This is a genomic window from Candidatus Pantoea bituminis, assembly GCF_018842675.1.
Taxonomy (GTDB): Bacteria; Pseudomonadota; Gammaproteobacteria; order Enterobacterales; family Enterobacteriaceae; genus Pantoea; species Pantoea phytostimulans.
Map to the genome: position 1 here is coordinate 252365 of NZ_JAGTWO010000004.1, position 14006 is coordinate 266370.

Annotated in this window: 22 protein-coding genes and 6 pseudogenes; 26 read left to right on the forward strand and 2 right to left on the reverse strand. The window is 48.0% G+C overall.

Features of this window, described 5'->3' with window-relative positions; genetic code table 11:
• Positions 1-14 precede the first annotated feature (14 nt).
• From rpsS to KQP84_RS04950, 26 genes and pseudogenes are all read left to right on the forward strand, one after another.
• A complete protein-coding gene (rpsS, locus tag KQP84_RS04825; RefSeq protein ID WP_001138115.1) occupies positions 15-293 on the forward strand; it encodes a 30S ribosomal protein S19 in 279 nt (92 codons plus the stop codon).
• 13 nt (positions 294-306) lie between these two features.
• Positions 307-638: pseudogene (gene rplV, locus KQP84_RS04830) on the forward strand (50S ribosomal protein L22).
• Positions 639-655: 17 nt separating this feature from the next.
• Positions 656-1354 (forward strand): 30S ribosomal protein S3, encoded by a 699-nt coding sequence (rpsC, locus tag KQP84_RS04835; protein ID WP_215845423.1) that lies wholly within the window; start codon positions 656-658, stop codon positions 1352-1354.
• 12 nt (positions 1355-1366) lie between these two features.
• Positions 1367-1777: a 50S ribosomal protein L16 gene (gene rplP / locus KQP84_RS04840; RefSeq protein ID WP_008927134.1), complete on the forward strand. Its 411-nt coding sequence runs from the start codon at positions 1367-1369 to the stop codon at positions 1775-1777.
• Positions 1777-1968, forward strand: coding sequence for a 50S ribosomal protein L29 (gene rpmC, locus KQP84_RS04845; protein WP_003850146.1), 192 nt, complete (start codon positions 1777-1779; stop codon positions 1966-1968). The genes rplP and rpmC overlap by 1 nt, the downstream gene beginning before the upstream one ends.
• Entirely contained in the window at positions 1968-2222 is a 255-nt protein-coding gene (rpsQ, locus tag KQP84_RS04850; RefSeq protein WP_067427355.1) for a 30S ribosomal protein S17, read from the forward strand. Before rpmC ends, rpsQ begins: the two co-directional genes overlap by 1 nt.
• 167 nt (positions 2223-2389) lie before the next feature.
• Entirely contained in the window at positions 2390-2761 is a 372-nt protein-coding gene (gene rplN, locus KQP84_RS04855) for a 50S ribosomal protein L14 (RefSeq protein ID WP_006120590.1), read from the forward strand.
• 10 nt (positions 2762-2771) lie between these two features.
• Positions 2772-3085, forward strand: a pseudogene (rplX, locus tag KQP84_RS04860) (50S ribosomal protein L24).
• Between the two features lie 14 nt (positions 3086-3099).
• Positions 3100-3639 (forward strand): 50S ribosomal protein L5, encoded by a 540-nt coding sequence (gene rplE, locus KQP84_RS04865; RefSeq protein WP_003850155.1) that lies wholly within the window; start codon positions 3100-3102, stop codon positions 3637-3639.
• A 14-nt stretch (positions 3640-3653) separates the two neighbouring features.
• Positions 3654-3959 carry a 30S ribosomal protein S14 gene (rpsN, locus tag KQP84_RS04870; protein ID WP_215845425.1) on the forward strand — a complete coding sequence of 102 codons (306 nt, stop codon included), beginning with the start codon at positions 3654-3656 and terminating at the stop codon, positions 3957-3959.
• A gap of 32 nt (positions 3960-3991) precedes the next feature.
• Positions 3992-4383, forward strand: a pseudogene (rpsH, locus tag KQP84_RS04875) (30S ribosomal protein S8).
• Positions 4384-4395: 12 nt separating this feature from the next.
• Positions 4396-4929, forward strand: a complete 534-nt coding sequence (rplF, locus tag KQP84_RS04880) for a 50S ribosomal protein L6 (RefSeq protein WP_215845426.1) — start codon at positions 4396-4398, stop codon at positions 4927-4929.
• Positions 4930-4938: 9 nt separating this feature from the next.
• Positions 4939-5292, forward strand: a complete 354-nt coding sequence (rplR, locus tag KQP84_RS04885; RefSeq protein WP_003850163.1) for a 50S ribosomal protein L18 — start codon at positions 4939-4941, stop codon at positions 5290-5292.
• Between the two features lie 14 nt (positions 5293-5306).
• Positions 5307-5806: pseudogene (gene rpsE, locus KQP84_RS04890) on the forward strand (30S ribosomal protein S5).
• Between the two features lie 5 nt (positions 5807-5811).
• On the forward strand, positions 5812-5991 hold the full coding sequence (gene rpmD / locus KQP84_RS04895; protein WP_193405648.1) for a 50S ribosomal protein L30: 180 nt from the start codon (positions 5812-5814) through the stop codon (positions 5989-5991).
• Positions 5992-5994: 3 nt separating this feature from the next.
• Positions 5995-6429, forward strand: a complete 435-nt coding sequence (gene rplO / locus KQP84_RS04900; RefSeq protein ID WP_215845427.1) for a 50S ribosomal protein L15 — start codon at positions 5995-5997, stop codon at positions 6427-6429.
• Between the two features lie 7 nt (positions 6430-6436).
• A complete protein-coding gene (gene secY / locus KQP84_RS04905; protein WP_215845428.1) occupies positions 6437-7768 on the forward strand; it encodes a preprotein translocase subunit SecY in 1332 nt (443 codons plus the stop codon).
• Positions 7769-7800: 32 nt separating this feature from the next.
• Positions 7801-7917: a 50S ribosomal protein L36 gene (gene rpmJ, locus KQP84_RS04910; RefSeq protein WP_004160566.1), complete on the forward strand. Its 117-nt coding sequence runs from the start codon at positions 7801-7803 to the stop codon at positions 7915-7917.
• A 146-nt stretch (positions 7918-8063) separates the two neighbouring features.
• Positions 8064-8420, forward strand: coding sequence for a 30S ribosomal protein S13 (rpsM, locus tag KQP84_RS04915; RefSeq protein WP_003850176.1), 357 nt, complete (start codon positions 8064-8066; stop codon positions 8418-8420).
• Positions 8421-8436: 16 nt separating this feature from the next.
• Positions 8437-8826 carry a 30S ribosomal protein S11 gene (gene rpsK / locus KQP84_RS04920; protein ID WP_004160563.1) on the forward strand — a complete coding sequence of 130 codons (390 nt, stop codon included), beginning with the start codon at positions 8437-8439 and terminating at the stop codon, positions 8824-8826.
• Between the two features lie 34 nt (positions 8827-8860).
• Complete coding sequence (gene rpsD, locus KQP84_RS04925) at positions 8861-9481, forward strand: 30S ribosomal protein S4 (RefSeq protein ID WP_215845429.1); 621 nt, start codon at positions 8861-8863, stop codon at positions 9479-9481.
• Positions 9482-9506: 25 nt separating this feature from the next.
• Positions 9507-10496, forward strand: coding sequence for a DNA-directed RNA polymerase subunit alpha (locus tag KQP84_RS04930; RefSeq protein ID WP_007891688.1), 990 nt, complete (start codon positions 9507-9509; stop codon positions 10494-10496).
• Between the two features lie 40 nt (positions 10497-10536).
• A complete protein-coding gene (gene rplQ, locus KQP84_RS04935; protein ID WP_215845430.1) occupies positions 10537-10923 on the forward strand; it encodes a 50S ribosomal protein L17 in 387 nt (128 codons plus the stop codon).
• A gap of 97 nt (positions 10924-11020) precedes the next feature.
• Positions 11021-11418, forward strand: a pseudogene (locus tag KQP84_RS04940) (DnaJ family domain-containing protein).
• A complete protein-coding gene (gene zntR, locus KQP84_RS04945) occupies positions 11388-11807 on the forward strand; it encodes a Zn(2+)-responsive transcriptional regulator (RefSeq protein ID WP_215845431.1) in 420 nt (139 codons plus the stop codon). Before KQP84_RS04940 ends, zntR begins: the two are co-directional and overlap by 31 nt.
• Before the next feature lie 50 nt (positions 11808-11857).
• Positions 11858-12112, forward strand: coding sequence for an alternative ribosome-rescue factor A (locus tag KQP84_RS04950; protein ID WP_215845432.1), 255 nt, complete (start codon positions 11858-11860; stop codon positions 12110-12112).
• On the opposite strand, the pseudogene mscL reads toward KQP84_RS04950, so the two are convergent.
• Positions 12087-12496: pseudogene (mscL, locus tag KQP84_RS04955) on the reverse strand (large-conductance mechanosensitive channel protein MscL). The gene KQP84_RS04950 and the pseudogene mscL sit on opposite strands and share 26 nt — an antisense overlap.
• Positions 12497-12612: 116 nt before the next feature.
• Positions 12613-13989, reverse strand: coding sequence for a Trk system potassium transporter TrkA (trkA, locus tag KQP84_RS04960; RefSeq protein ID WP_215845434.1), 1377 nt, complete (start codon positions 13987-13989; stop codon positions 12613-12615).
• Positions 13990-14006 lie beyond the last annotated feature (17 nt).

Consider the following 14006-nt stretch of genomic DNA (forward strand, 5'->3'; position numbering starts at 1 on the left):
TTAGAGGATAAGCCATGCCACGTTCTCTCAAGAAAGGTCCTTTTATTGACCTGCACTTGCTGAAGAAGGTAGAGAAAGCGGTGGAAAGCGGTGACAAGAAGCCTTTGCGCACTTGGTCCCGTCGTTCAACGATCTTTCCTAACATGATCGGTTTGACCATCGCTGTCCATAATGGTCGTCAGCACGTTCCTGTCTTTGTTTCCGACGAAATGGTTGGTCACAAATTGGGTGAATTCGCGCCGACACGTACTTATCGCGGTCACGCGGCTGATAAAAAAGCCAAGAAGAAATAAGTAGGAGGAAGAGATGGAAACTATTGCTCAACATCGCCATGCTCGTTCTTCTGCTCAGAAGGTACGCCTGGTGGCTGACCTGATTCGCGGTAAGAAAGTGTCGCAGGCTCTGGATATTTTGACCTACACCAATAAGAAAGCTGCTGTATTGGTCAAAAAGTCTTGGAATCTGCCATTGCTAACGCTGAACACAACGATGGCGCTGATATCGACGATCTGAAAATCACGAAAATTTTCGTTGATGAAGGTCCGACCATGAAACGCATTATGCCGCGTGCCAAAGGTCGTGCAGATCGCATCCTGAAGCGCACCAGCCACATCACTGTGGTTGTGTCCGATCGCTGAGACTCTGGAGACTAGCAATGGGTCAGAAAGTACATCCTAATGGTATTCGCCTGGGTATTGTAAAACCATGGAACTCTACTTGGTTTGCGAACACCAAAGAATTCGCTGACAACCTGGACAGCGATTTTAAAGTACGTCAGTTCCTGACTAAAGAACTGGCTAAAGCGTCTGTATCTCGTATCGTTATCGAGCGTCCAGCGAAGAGCATCCGTGTGACTATTCACACTGCTCGTCCGGGCATCGTTATCGGTAAGAAAGGTGAAGACGTTGAAAAACTGCGCACGGTCGTCGCGAAACTCGCTGGCGTTCCTGCACAGATCAACATCGCCGAAGTCCGTAAACCGGAACTGGACGCGAAACTGGTAGCTGACAGCATCACTTCACAGCTGGAGCGTCGTGTGATGTTCCGTCGTGCGATGAAGCGTGCTGTTCAGAACGCCATGCGTCTGGGCGCGAAAGGTATTAAAGTTGAAGTTAGCGGCCGTCTGGGCGGCGCCGAGATCGCACGTACCGAATGGTACCGTGAAGGTCGCGTGCCGTTGCACACTCTGCGTGCTGACATCGACTACAACACCTCAGAAGCGCACACCACTTATGGTGTAATCGGCGTTAAGGTATGGATCTTCAAAGGTGAGATCCTGGGTGGTATGGCTGCTGTTGAACAACCGGAACCGGCTGCTCAACCTAAAAAGCAGCAGCGTAAAGGCCGTAAGTAAGGAGAGTCGCTGATGTTACAACCAAAGCGTACGAAATTCCGTAAAGTGCACAAAGGCCGTAACCGCGGTCTGGCTGCCGGTACGGATGTCAGCTTCGGTACTTTCGGTCTGAAAGCTGTTGGCCGTGGTCGTCTGACTGCTCGTCAGATCGAAGCAGCACGTCGTGCTATGACCCGTGCAGTTAAGCGTCAAGGTAAGATCTGGATCCGTGTATTCCCGGACAAACCGATCACCGAGAAGCCGCTGGAAGTGCGTATGGGTAAAGGTAAGGGTAACGTTGAGTATTGGGTTGCCCTGATCCAGCCTGGTAAAGTCCTGTATGAAATGGACGGCGTACCAGAAGAGCTGGCCCGTGAAGCATTCAAGCTGGCAGCAGCAAAACTGCCTATCAAAACCACCTTTGTAACTAAGACGGTGATGTAATGAAAGCAACTGAGCTGCGTGAAAAAAGCGTTGAAGAGCTGAACACTGAGCTGCTTAATCTGCTGCGTGAGCAATTTAACCTGCGCATGCAGGCAGCATCTGGCCAGCTGCAGCAGACCCATCTGCTGAAGCAAGTTCGCCGTGATGTTGCACGCGTTAAGACTTTACTGACTGAGAAGGCGGGTTCGTAATGACCGATAAAATCCGTACTCTGCAAGGTCGTGTGATCAGTGACAAAATGCAGAAATCTGCAGTTGTCGCTATCGAACGTTTCGTGAAGCACCCAATTTACGGTAAATTCATTAAGCGTACGACCAAGCTGCACATCCATGACGAGAACAACGAATGTGGTATCGGTGACGTGGTTGAAATCCGCGAATGCCGTCCACTGTCTAAGACTAAGTCTTGGACGCTGGTTCGCGTTGTAGAGAAAGCGATTCTGTAATAGAATTCGCCCTCTTTAAAAATCTGATGAACGGCTCGCAAGAGCCGTTCATTTTTCTACCCATCTGCGAGAACCGGTGTTATAATGCCGCGCCCTCAATTATGGGGCTTTCTAACGACCTGAGGTCTAGGTCCCGAAGTAGTAGTTGACATTAGCGGAGCACTAAAATGATCCAAGAACAGACTATGCTGAACGTCGCCGACAACTCCGGTGCACGTCGCGTAATGTGTATCAAGGTTCTGGGTGGCTCGCACCGTCGCTACGCAGGCGTCGGCGATATCATCAAAGTTACCATCAAGGAAGCAATTCCGCGTGGTAAGGTGAAAAAAGGTGATGTCCTGAAGGCGGTAGTGGTGCGCACCAGGAAGGGTGTTCGTCGCCCGGACGGTTCTGTCATTCGCTTCGATGGTAATGCATGCGTTATTTTAAACAATAACAGTGAGCAGCCTATCGGTACGCGTATTTTTGGGCCGGTAACTCGTGAACTTCGTACTGAAAAGTTCATGAAAATTATCTCTCTGGCACCAGAAGTACTCTAAGGAGCGAACAATGGCAGCTAAAATCCGTCGTAACGACGAAGTTATCGTGTTAACCGGTAAAGATAAAGGTAAGCGCGGTAAAGTTAAGAATGTCCTGTCTTCTGGCAAGGTCATTATTGAAGGTATCAACCTGGTGAAGAAACATCAGAAGCCGGTTCCGGCTCTGAACCAACCAGGTGGCATCGTTGAAAAGGAAGCTGCAGTGCAGGTTTCTAACGTTGCACTGTTCAATACGGCAACTGGCAAGGCAGACCGTGTAGGCTTTAGATTCGAAGACGGCAAAAAGTCCGTTTCTTTAAATCTAATAGCGAAACTATCAAGTAATTTGGAGTAGTACGATGGCGAAACTGCATGATTACTACAAAGACGAAGTAGTCCAGAAACTCATGACAGAGTTTGGCTACAATTCTGTCATGCAAGTCCCTCGGGTCGAGAAGATCACCCTGAACATGGGTGTAGGTGAAGCGATCGCTGACAAGAAACTGCTGGATAACGCAGCAGCTGACTTGGCAGCAATCTCCGGCCAAAAGCCGTTAGTCACCAAAGCACGCAAATCAGTTGCAGGCTTCAAAATCCGTCAGGGCTATCCGATCGGCTGTAAAGTAACTCTGCGTGGCGAACGCATGTGGGAGTTCTTTGAGCGTCTGGTCACCATTGCTGTTCCACGTATCCGTGACTTCCGTGGCCTGTCCGCTAAGTCATTCGATGGTCGTGGCAACTACAGCATGGGTGTACGTGAGCAGATCATCTTCCCAGAAATCGACTATGACAAAGTCGATCGCGTTCGTGGTTTGGATATCACCATTACCACTACTGCGAAATCTGATGATGAAGGCCGTGCTCTGCTGGCTGCCTTTGACTTCCCGTTCCGTAAGTAAGGTAGGGTTACTTAATGGCTAAGCAATCTATGAAAGCACGCGAAGTTAAGCGTGCGAATTTAGCAGACAAATTCTTCGCAAAACGCGCTGAACTGAAAGCGATCATTTCTGATGTGAACGCTTCCGACGAAGATCGTTGGGATGCTGTTCTGAAGCTGCAGAGTCTGCCGCGTGATTCCAGCCCTTCACGTCAGCGTAACCGCTGCCGTCAAACAGGTCGTCCGCACGGTTTCCTGCGGAAGTTTGGGTTGAGCCGTATCAAGGTCCGTGAAGCCGCAATGCGCGGTGAAATCCCGGGTCTTAAAAAGGCTAGCTGGTAATTGTCACCAATTGAATCACGGGAGTAACACAGATGAGCATGCAAGATCCGATCGCGGATATGCTGACCCGTATCCGTAACGGTCAGGCCGCAAACAAAGTTGCGGTCATCATGCCCTCTTCCAAGCTGAAATTGGCAATTGCCAACGTGCTGAAAGAAGAAGGCTATATTGAAGATTTTAAAATCGAAGGCGACATCAAGCAGGAACTGGAACTTACTCTTAAGTATTTCCAGGGAAAAGCTGTTGTAGAAAGCATTCAGCGAGTAAGCCGTCCTGGTCTGCGCATCTATAAGAAAAAGATGAGCTGCCAAAGGTAATGGCTGGTATGGGCATCGCTGTAGTTTCTACATCTAAAGGTGTCATGACTGATCGTGCAGCGCGCCAAGCTGGTCTTGGTGGCGAAATTATCTGCTACGTAGCGTAATCGGAGGATACTATGTCTCGTGTTGCTAAAGCACCTGTCGTTGTTCCTGCCGGCGTAGAGGTAAAACTCAACGGTCAGGTAATTTCGATTAAAGGTAAAAACGGCGAGCTGACTCGTACTATCAATGATGCTGTTGAAGTTAAGCATGCTGACAACGCTCTTACTTTCGCTCCACGCGAAGGTTTCGTTGATGGCTGGGCGCAAGCGGGTACTTCTCGCGCGCTGCTTAACGGAATGGTTATCGGTGTTACCGAAGGCTTCACTAAGAAGCTGCAGCTGGTTGGTGTAGGTTATCGTGCTGCCATTAAAGGCAACGTAGTTAACCTGTCTCTGGGTTTCTCTCATCCAGTAGATCACCAGCTGCCCGCGGGTATCACTGCAGAGTGTCCGACTCAGACTGAAATCGTACTGAAAGGTGCAGATAAACAGTTGATCGGCCAGGTTGCAGCTGACTTGCGCGCCTACCGTCGTCCTGAGCCTTATAAAGGCAAGGGTGTCCGTTACGCCGACGAAGTCGTGCGTACCAAAGAGGCTAAGAAGAAGTAAGGTAACACTATGGATAAGAAATCTGCTCGTATCCGTCGTGCGACCCGTGCACGTCGCAAGCTCAAAGAGCTGGGTGCTACTCGCCTGGTGGTACATCGTACCCCGCGTCACATTTACGCACAGGTAATCGCCCCGAACGGTTCCGAAGTTCTGGTCGCTGCTTCTACTGTAGAAAAAGCTATCACTGAACAACTGAAGTATACCGGTAATAAAGAAGCCGCAGCTGCTGTAGGTAAAGCTATTGCAGAACGCGCAATCGAAAAAGGCATCACTGGTGTTTCTTTCGACCGTTCCGGTTTCCAATATCATGGTCGCGTCCAGGCACTGGCAGATGCTGCTCGTGAAGCTGGCCTTCAGTTCTAAGGTAGAGGTCTAAGATGGCACACATCGAGAAACAAGCTGGCGAACTGCAGGAAAAACTGATCGCGGTAAACCGTGTTTCTAAAACTGTAAAAGGTGGTCGTATTTTTCCTTCACCGCACTGACTGTAGTGGGTGATGGTAACGGCCGCGTTGGTTTTGGTTACGGTAAAGCGCGTGAAGTTCCAGCAGCGATCCAGAAAGCGATGGAGAAAGCCCGTCGCAATATGATTAACGTCGCGCTGACCAACGGCACTCTGCAGCACCCTGTTAAAGGTGCTCACACGGGTTCCCGCGTGTTCATGCAGCCGGCTTCTCAAGGTACCGGTATCATCGCCGGTGGTGCAATGCGCGCCGTCCTGGAAGTCGCTGGAGTACATAACGTTCTGGCTAAAGCATATGGTTCCACCAACCCGATTAACGTGGTTCGTGCAACGATTGATGGCCTGGGCAATATGAATTCTCCGGAAATGGTCGCTGCCAAGCGTGGTAAATCCGTTGAAGAAATTCTGGGGTAATCACGATGGCTAACACTATTAAAATCACTCAAACCCGCAGTGCAATTGGCCGTTTGCCTAAGCATAAAGCCACACTGGTTGGCCTGGGTCTGCGTCGTATTGGCCACACCGTTGAGCGTGAAGATACGCCTGCTGTACGCGGTATGGTTAACGCGGTTTCCTATATGGTTAAAGTGGAGGAGTAAGAGATGCGTTTAAATACTCTGTCTCCGGCCGACGGGTCTAAGCACGCACCTAAGCGTTTAGGTCGTGGTATTGGTTCTGGCCTCGGTAAAACCGGTGGTCGTGGTCACAAAGGTCAGAACTCACGTTCTGGCGGTGGCGTACGTCGCGGTTTTGAAGGCGGTCAGATGCCTCTGTACCGTCGTCTGCCGAAATTCGGCTTCACCTCTCGCAAATCAATGATCACCACAGAGATTCGTCTGTCTGATCTGGCGAAAGTTGAAGGCGGTATCGTAGACCTGAACACGCTGAAAGCGGCCAACATTGTCGGTGTGCAGATTGAATTCGTAAAAGTAATTCTGTCTGGTGAAGTTTCTACACCGGTAACGATTCGCGGTTTACGTGTCACTAAAGGTGCTCGTGCTGCAATCGAAGCTGCTGGCGGTAAAATTGAGGAATAAGTAGCAGATGGCTAAACAACCGGGATTAGATTTTCAAAGCGCCAAAGGCGGCTTTGGTGAACTGAAACGCAGACTTTTGTTTGTTATCGGTGCACTGATTGTCTTCCGTATTGGCTCTTTTATTCCAATCCCCGGTATTGATGCCACTGTACTTGCCAAACTGCTTGAACAACAGCGTGGCACCATCATTGAAATGTTTAACATGTTCTCTGGTGGTGCTCTTAGCCGTGCTTCTATTTTCGCACTGGGTATCATGCCGTATATTTCGGCATCGATAATTATCCAGTTATTGACGGTGGTTCATCCAGCGTTAGCGGAAATTAAGAAGGAAGGGGAGGCTGGCCGTCGTAAGATTAGTCAGTACACTCGTTACGGTACGTTGGTATTAGCCATATTTCAGTCGATTGGTATTGCTACCGGTTTGCCGAATATGCCTGGAATGCAGGGCCTGGTGATGAATCCGGGCTTTGCCTTCTATTTTACCGCTGTTGTGAGTCTGGTCTCAGGAACGATGTTCTTGATGTGGCTAGGCGAACAGATTACTGAACGGGGTATCGGTAACGGTATTTCGATCATTATCTTCGCAGGTATTGTTGCGGGTTTACCGCCGGCCATTGGCCATACCATCGAGCAAGCGCGGCAAGGTGACCTGCACTTCCTTCTGTTGCTGTTGGTTGCAGTTCTTGTATTTGCAGTGACCTTCTTTGTTATTTTCGTTGAGCGTGGTCAACGCCGCATTGTGGTGAACTATGCAAAACGTCAACAAGGTCGTCGTGTATACGCTGCACAGAGCACACATTTACCGTTGAAAGTGAATATGGCGGGCGTAATCCCAGCTATTTTTGCTTCCAGCATTATTCTGTTCCCGGCAACGATTGCATCGTGGTTTGGGGGCGGGACCGGTTGGAACTGGCTGACAACTATTTCGCTGTATTTGCAACCAGGACAGCCGCTTTATGTGCTACTCTATGCGACTGCAATCATCTTCTTCTGTTTCTTCTACACGGCGTTGGTTTTCAACCCACGTGAAACAGCAGATAACCTGAAGAAGTCTGGTGCATTCGTACCGGGAATTCGTCCGGGAGAGCAAACGGCGAAGTACATCGATAAAGTAATGACACGTTTGACCTTAATTGGCGCTATGTATATTACTTTTATCTGCCTTATCCCGGAGTTCATGCGTGATGCGATGAAGGTCCCCTTCTACTTTGGCGGTACGTCACTGCTCATCGTAGTGGTCGTCATCATGGACTTTATGGCTCAAGTGCAAACTTTAATGATGTCAAGTCAGTACGAGTCTGCACTGAAGAAAGCTAACCTGAAGGGCTATGGCCGTTAATTCAGGTGGTTGAGAAGTTACGGAGAGTAAAAATGAAAGTTCGTGCTTCCGTCAAGAAATTATGTCGTAACTGCAAAATCATTCGTCGCGACGGTGTCGTTCGTGTGATCTGCAGTGCCGAGCCAAAGCATAAACAGCGCCAAGGCTGATATTGTCACATATTTTTCTTGCAAAGTCGGGTTGAGCTGGCTAGATTAGCCAGCCAATCTTTTGTATGTCAGTACGTTGCCATTTGAGTATCCTGAAAACGGGCTTTTCAGCATGGAACGTGCTTATTTAATAATAGGAGTGCATAGTGGCCCGTATAGCAGGCATTAACATTCCTGATCAAAAACATACCGTTATCGCATTAACTTCGATCTTCGGTATCGGTAAGACTCGTTCAAAAGCCATCTGCGCTTCAACGGGTATTGCTGAAAATGTTAAGATCAGTGAGCTGTCTGAAGAACAAATTGATCAGCTGCGTGATGCAGTTGCTAAATTCGTTGTAGAAGGTGATCTGCGCCGTGAAATCACCCTGAGCATCAAGCGTCTTATGGACCTTGGTTGCTATCGTGGTTTGCGCCATCGTCGTGGTCTGCCGGTTCGCGGTCAGCGTACTAAGACCAACGCACGTACCCGTAAGGGTCCGCGTAAACCGATCAAGAAATAATCGGGGTGAGTAAATAATGGCAAAGGCACCAGTTCGTGCACGCAAGCGTGTAAGAAAACAAGTCTCAGATGGCGTGGCTCATGTCCATGCTTCTTTTAACAACACCATCGTTACTATTACTGATCGTCAGGGTAACGCATTGGGTTGGGCAACCGCCGGTGGTTCCGGTTTCCGCGGTTCACGTAAATCTACTCCGTTTGCTGCTCAGGTCGCTGCAGAGCGCTGTGCAGAAGCGGTAAAAGATTACGGTATTAAGAACCTGGAAGTTATGGTTAAGGGTCCGGGTCCGGGTCGCGAATCAACTATTCGTGCTCTGAACGCCGCTGGTTTCCGCATCACTAATATTACTGATGTGACTCCTATCCCTCATAACGGTTGTCGTCCGCCGAAAAAACGTCGCGTATAACGCCCTCGTTTTTTAGGATAGTTGGAGAAAGAAAATGGCAAGATATTTGGGTCCTAAGCTCAAGCTGAGCCGTCGTGAGGGCACTGACTTATTCCTTAAGTCTGGCGTTCGCGCGATTGACACCAAGTGTAAAATTGAACAAGCCCCTGGCCAGCATGGTGCGCGTAAACCGCGTCTGTCTGACTACGGCGGTCAGTTACGTGAAAAGCAAAAAGTTCGTCGCATCTACGGTGTTCTTGAGCGTCAGTTCCGTAACTACTATAAAGAAGCAGCACGTCTGAAAGGCAACACCGGTGAAAACCTGTTGGCTCTGCTGGAAGGCCGTCTGGACAACGTAGTTTATCGTATGGGCTTTGGTGCAACGCGTGCAGAATCACGTCAGTTGGTAAGCCACAAGTCTATTTTGGTAAATGGCCGCGTTGTTAACATCGCTTCTTATCAGGTATCTCCGAATGATGTTGTTAGCATCCGTGAGAAAGCCAAAAAGCAATCTCGCGTGAAGGCCGCTCTGGAGCTGGCTGAGCAGCGTGAAAAGCCAACCTGGCTGGAAGTTGATGCGACTAAGATGGAAGGTGTGTTCAAGCGTATTCCTGAGCGTACTGATCTGTCTGCGGACATTAACGAACACCTGATCGTCGAGCTTTACTCCAAGTAAAGCTTAGTACCAAAGAGAGGACACAATGCAGGGTTCTGTGACAGAGTTTCTAAAACCGCGCCTGGTAGATATCGAGCAAGTGAGTTCGACGCACGCCAAGGTGACCCTTGAGCCGTTAGAGCGTGGCTTTGGCCATACTCTTGGTAACGCACTGCGCCGTATTCTGCTTTCTTCCATGCCGGGTTGCGCGGTGACCGAGGTTGAAATTGATGGTGTACTGCATGAGTACAGCACCAAAGAGGGCGTACAGGAAGATATCCTGGAAATCCTGCTCAACCTGAAAGGGCTGGCGGTAAGAGTTCAGGGGAAAGATGAAGTTATCTTAACGCTGAATAAATCTGGCATTGGCCCTGTGACTGCAGCCGACATCACCCATGATGGTGATGTCGAAATCGTCAAGCCTCAGCATGTAATCTGTCATCTGACCGATGAGAACGCATCTATTAGCATGCGTATCAAAGTTCAGCGTGGACGTGGTTATGTGCCGGCTTCTGCCCGAATTCATTCGGAAGAAGATGAGCGCCCAATCGGCCGTCTGTTGGTTGACGCATGCTATAGCCCTGTAGACCGTATCGCCTACAATGTTGAAGCAGCGCGTGTAGAACAACGTACTGATTTGGATAAGCTGGTCATCGAAATGGAGACTAACGGCACAATCGATCCTGAAGAGGCGATTCGTCGTGCAGCTACCATCCTGGCTGAACAACTTGAAGCTTTTGTTGACTTACGTGATGTACGTCAGCCAGAAGTTAAAGAAGAGAAACCAGAATTCGATCCGATCTTGCTGCGCCCAGTTGATGATTTGGAATTGACTGTCCGCTCTGCTAACTGCCTTAAGGCAGAAGCTATCCACTACATCGGTGATCTGGTACAGCGTACTGAGGTTGAGCTGCTTAAAACGCCTAACCTGGGTAAAAAATCTCTTACTGAGATTAAAGATGTGCTCGCCTCACGTGGTCTTTCTTTGGGCATGCGCCTCGAGAATTGGCCGCCGGCAAGCATTGCTGATGAATAACCGGATCACAGGTTAAGGTTTCACTGAGAAGGATAAGGTCATGCGCCATCGTAAGAGTGGTCGTCAACTGAACCGCAACAGCAGCCATCGTCAGGCTATGTTTCGCAACATGGCTGGCTCTTTGGTTCGTCATGAGATCATCAAGACGACTCTGCCGAAAGCCAAAGAGTTGCGCCGCGTAGTTGAGCCGCTGATTACTCTTGCCAAGACCGACAACGTAGCTAATCGTCGTCTGGCATTCGCCCGTACTCGTGATAACGAGATCGTGGCAAAACTGTTTAATGAACTGGGCCCGCGTTTCGCGAGCCGTGCCGGTGGTTACACTCGTATTCTGAAGTGTGGCTTCCGCGCTGGTGACAACGCTCCGATGGCATACATCGAGCTGGTTGATCGTCCAGAAGCTCAAGCAGAAGCTGTTGCAGAGTAATCTGTAGCAACGTAAAGAACCCGCTTCGGCGGGTTTTTTATTGCCTATCGTTAAGCAAATTAACTATTCTGATCATCATGCGATTTTGGAGGCACTTATGTGGTTACTCGATCAACTTGCTGAGCAGCATATAAAAGCAGCACAGGATAAAGGTGAACTTAGTCATCTTCCCGGGAGGGTAAACCTCTCGAGCTCGATGATGATAGTCACGTACCTTCAGAACTCCGAGCGGGCTATCGGCTGCTTAAAAATTCAGGCTTTTTACCGCCAGAGCTTGAAATACGCCGTCAGGCTATAGAAATCAACGATCTTCTCCAGCAACTCGATCCTGACGATCCTCAATATTCAGATCATTGTAAGTACCTAATGTTGTTAGAATTTAAACTTCATCAAGCGGGAATGAATACAGACTTTCTTCATAGCGAATATGGAAAATCCATTCGCCAACGCTTGGGGAGAATTAAATGTACCGTATTGGTCAGCTTGCAAAGCTAGCGGATGTTACGCCAGATACGATTCGCTTTTACGAGAAGCAACATATGATGGATCATGAGATTCGAACGGAGGGTGGTTTTAGACTTTATAGCAGTAGCGATCTTCAACGTTTAAAATTTATTCGCTATGGCCGCCAGTTAGGTTTTAGCCTCGAATCAATCAGAGAGTTGCTTTCTATTCGAGTCGAACCTGCTAAACACACCTGCCAGGAATCAAAAGCCATAGTTGAAAAAAGGCTTAATGAAGTTAATAAAATGATGGCTGAGTTAAAAGTAATGCAGCAATCGCTCCTTCATTTATCAGAAGCATGTTGCGGTGATAGTCATACAAGTGTTGCCTGCTCAATTCTGGAAGCGTTAGAACGTGGTCCAGTGTTGAATGAAAGTTAGGCTGTGTTACATTGCGAGATACAAAACAGGAATACATTACAGGAGAATATATGAGTGGTTATAAACATACCAAAGGGATAATTAGAGACAATGCTATTGAAGCATTGCTTCACGATCCGCTGTACCGTCAACGTATTGTGCAACAGCGTAAAGGGAAAGGCAGCTTTAAGCGCAAAGAAAAATCTAATAAGGAAAATATTTGGGAGGGCAGTGATAAATCCAAAATTTATCACTGCCCTTCTTTAAACTATAAAAAAGCCGCCTCGTTGGCGGCCTATTTTAGATTTTTGTATTTTGCTGTTTAAGCAAATCACGAATCTCAGTGAGCAGAACCTCTTCATTACTCGGTTTTGCAGCTGGTTTTTCAACTTCTTTTTCTTGTGCAGTTTGTTCATCAATTTAATAGCCATAAAAATCGCGAAGGCAACAATAATGAAATCAAAAACTGTCTGAATGAAAATACCATACTGTATTATTACTGCCGGCGTCTCTCCTTCTGCAGGTTTGAGCACCCAGCTAAATGATTTAAAATCAACGCCACCAATCAGCAATCCTAGTGGTGGCATAATTATGTTTGCGACTAAAGATGAAACGATTTTGCCGAATGCTGCACCGATGATCACACCTACCGCGAGATCAACCACGTTTCCACGCATTGCAAAATCACGAAACTCTTTGAATAAACTCATTCTTCTCTCCTTGCCCTGGCCAATGACCTAAAGTCTAACAAAGCTTCCTGTATTTGCCATCATCGATGCGCAATTAGCAGAATTATCTTGAGTTAGTATTTTAACGTTCATTTCTTCTATAAAAAGAAAGGGCTAGGCTGGAATAGCCGTTCAACATCAGGAACAAACTTTTTATCTGTCAAAAACATGATGACATGATCGCCTTGTTCTATACGCAGATTGTCATTAGCAATCATGACATCATCGCCACGTACTATGGCACCAATAATAGTACCAGGTGGCAGTTTAATATCATCAATTGGACGCCCAACGACACGTGATGTTGTTTCATCACCGTGGGCTATGGCTTCTATTGCCTCGGCAATACCACGGCGTAAAGATGAAACGCCTACGATATCAGCTTTGCGCACATGGCCCAGCAGGGCAGATATAGTTGCTTGCTGTGGTGATATCGCAATATCAATAACGCTTCCTTGCACTAAATCGACATAAGCACGACGTTGTATCAATACCATGACTTTCTTCGCGCCCATCTTTTTCGCGAGCATCGCAGACATGATATTAGCTTCATCGTCATTGGTAACAGCGATAAACAAGTCAACTTGTTCAACATGTTCTTCTGCCAGCAACTCTTGGTCAGAAGCATCACCATAAAACACGATAGTATCCTCAAGACGCTCTGCCAGTTCTGCAGCGCGTTGTGGATTGCGCTCTATTAATTTGACGCTGTAATTTTTCTCAAGTCTTTGGGCTAAACCAAAACCAATGTTTCCACCACCAACAAGCATGATGCGCTTATAAGGCTTTTCGAGCCGCTGCATTTCGCTCATAACAGCACGAATATTTTGACTGGCCGCTATAAAAAACACTTCATCGCCCGCTTCTACAATGGTTGAACCTTGCGGGCGGATAGGGCGATCCTGACGAAAAATGGCGGCGACACGCGTATCAATGTGCGGCATATGTTCGCGTAGGATAGAAAGTGGATTCCCGACTAAAGGCCCACCATAGTAAGCTTTTACTACGGCAAGACTCACTTTCCCTTCAGCAAAATTAACGACTTGCAGCGCGCCAGGATACTGAATTAATCGATAAATATTATCGATCACTAATTGCTCTGGAGAGATAAGGTGGTCAATGGGCACGGCTTCTGGAATAAATAATTTATCCGCATCACGCAAATAATCAGCAGCACGGATACGAGCAATACGGTTAGGCGTATTGAAAAGTGAATAGGCGATTTGGCAGGCAACCATATTGGTCTCGTCAGAGTTAGTGACAGCAACCAACATGTCAGCATCCTCGGCACCGGCTTCGCGTAAAATACGCGGATGAGAACCATGGCCCTGAACAACACGCAGATCAAACTTATCTTGTAACTGACGTAGACGCGTTGAATCGGTATCAACTACCGTTATGTCGTTATTTTCGCCGACCAGGTTCTCTGCCAGTGTGCCACCTACCTGACCGGCACCAAGAATAATGATTTTCATCGATTAAGAATGCTCAT

What these genes read in the sequence shown, in the direction of transcription:
- rpsS (WP_001138115.1), top strand. Translation starts at nt 15, where the DNA reads ATGCCACGTTCTCTCAAGAAAGGTCCTTTTATTGACCTGCACTTGCTG.
- rpsC (WP_215845423.1), top strand. Translation starts at nt 656, where the DNA reads ATGGGTCAGAAAGTACATCCTAATGGTATTCGCCTGGGTATTGTAAAA.
- rplP (WP_008927134.1), top strand. Translation starts at nt 1,367, where the DNA reads ATGTTACAACCAAAGCGTACGAAATTCCGTAAAGTGCACAAAGGCCGT.
- rpmC (WP_003850146.1), top strand. Translation starts at nt 1,777, where the DNA reads ATGAAAGCAACTGAGCTGCGTGAAAAAAGCGTTGAAGAGCTGAACACT.
- rpsQ (WP_067427355.1), top strand. Translation starts at nt 1,968, where the DNA reads ATGACCGATAAAATCCGTACTCTGCAAGGTCGTGTGATCAGTGACAAA.
- rplN (WP_006120590.1), top strand. Translation starts at nt 2,390, where the DNA reads ATGATCCAAGAACAGACTATGCTGAACGTCGCCGACAACTCCGGTGCA.
- rplE (WP_003850155.1), top strand. Translation starts at nt 3,100, where the DNA reads ATGGCGAAACTGCATGATTACTACAAAGACGAAGTAGTCCAGAAACTC.
- rpsN (WP_215845425.1), top strand. Translation starts at nt 3,654, where the DNA reads ATGGCTAAGCAATCTATGAAAGCACGCGAAGTTAAGCGTGCGAATTTA.
- rplF (WP_215845426.1), top strand. Translation starts at nt 4,396, where the DNA reads ATGTCTCGTGTTGCTAAAGCACCTGTCGTTGTTCCTGCCGGCGTAGAG.
- rplR (WP_003850163.1), top strand. Translation starts at nt 4,939, where the DNA reads ATGGATAAGAAATCTGCTCGTATCCGTCGTGCGACCCGTGCACGTCGC.
- rpmD (WP_193405648.1), top strand. Translation starts at nt 5,812, where the DNA reads ATGGCTAACACTATTAAAATCACTCAAACCCGCAGTGCAATTGGCCGT.
- rplO (WP_215845427.1), top strand. Translation starts at nt 5,995, where the DNA reads ATGCGTTTAAATACTCTGTCTCCGGCCGACGGGTCTAAGCACGCACCT.
- secY (WP_215845428.1), top strand. Translation starts at nt 6,437, where the DNA reads ATGGCTAAACAACCGGGATTAGATTTTCAAAGCGCCAAAGGCGGCTTT.
- rpmJ (WP_004160566.1), top strand. Translation starts at nt 7,801, where the DNA reads ATGAAAGTTCGTGCTTCCGTCAAGAAATTATGTCGTAACTGCAAAATC.
- rpsK (WP_004160563.1), top strand. Translation starts at nt 8,437, where the DNA reads ATGGCAAAGGCACCAGTTCGTGCACGCAAGCGTGTAAGAAAACAAGTC.
- rpsD (WP_215845429.1), top strand. Translation starts at nt 8,861, where the DNA reads ATGGCAAGATATTTGGGTCCTAAGCTCAAGCTGAGCCGTCGTGAGGGC.
- KQP84_RS04930 (WP_007891688.1), top strand. Translation starts at nt 9,507, where the DNA reads ATGCAGGGTTCTGTGACAGAGTTTCTAAAACCGCGCCTGGTAGATATC.
- rplQ (WP_215845430.1), top strand. Translation starts at nt 10,537, where the DNA reads ATGCGCCATCGTAAGAGTGGTCGTCAACTGAACCGCAACAGCAGCCAT.
- zntR (WP_215845431.1), top strand. Translation starts at nt 11,388, where the DNA reads ATGTACCGTATTGGTCAGCTTGCAAAGCTAGCGGATGTTACGCCAGAT.
- KQP84_RS04950 (WP_215845432.1), top strand. Translation starts at nt 11,858, where the DNA reads ATGAGTGGTTATAAACATACCAAAGGGATAATTAGAGACAATGCTATT.
- trkA (WP_215845434.1), bottom strand. Translation starts at nt 13,989, where the DNA reads ATGAAAATCATTATTCTTGGTGCCGGTCAGGTAGGTGGCACACTGGCA.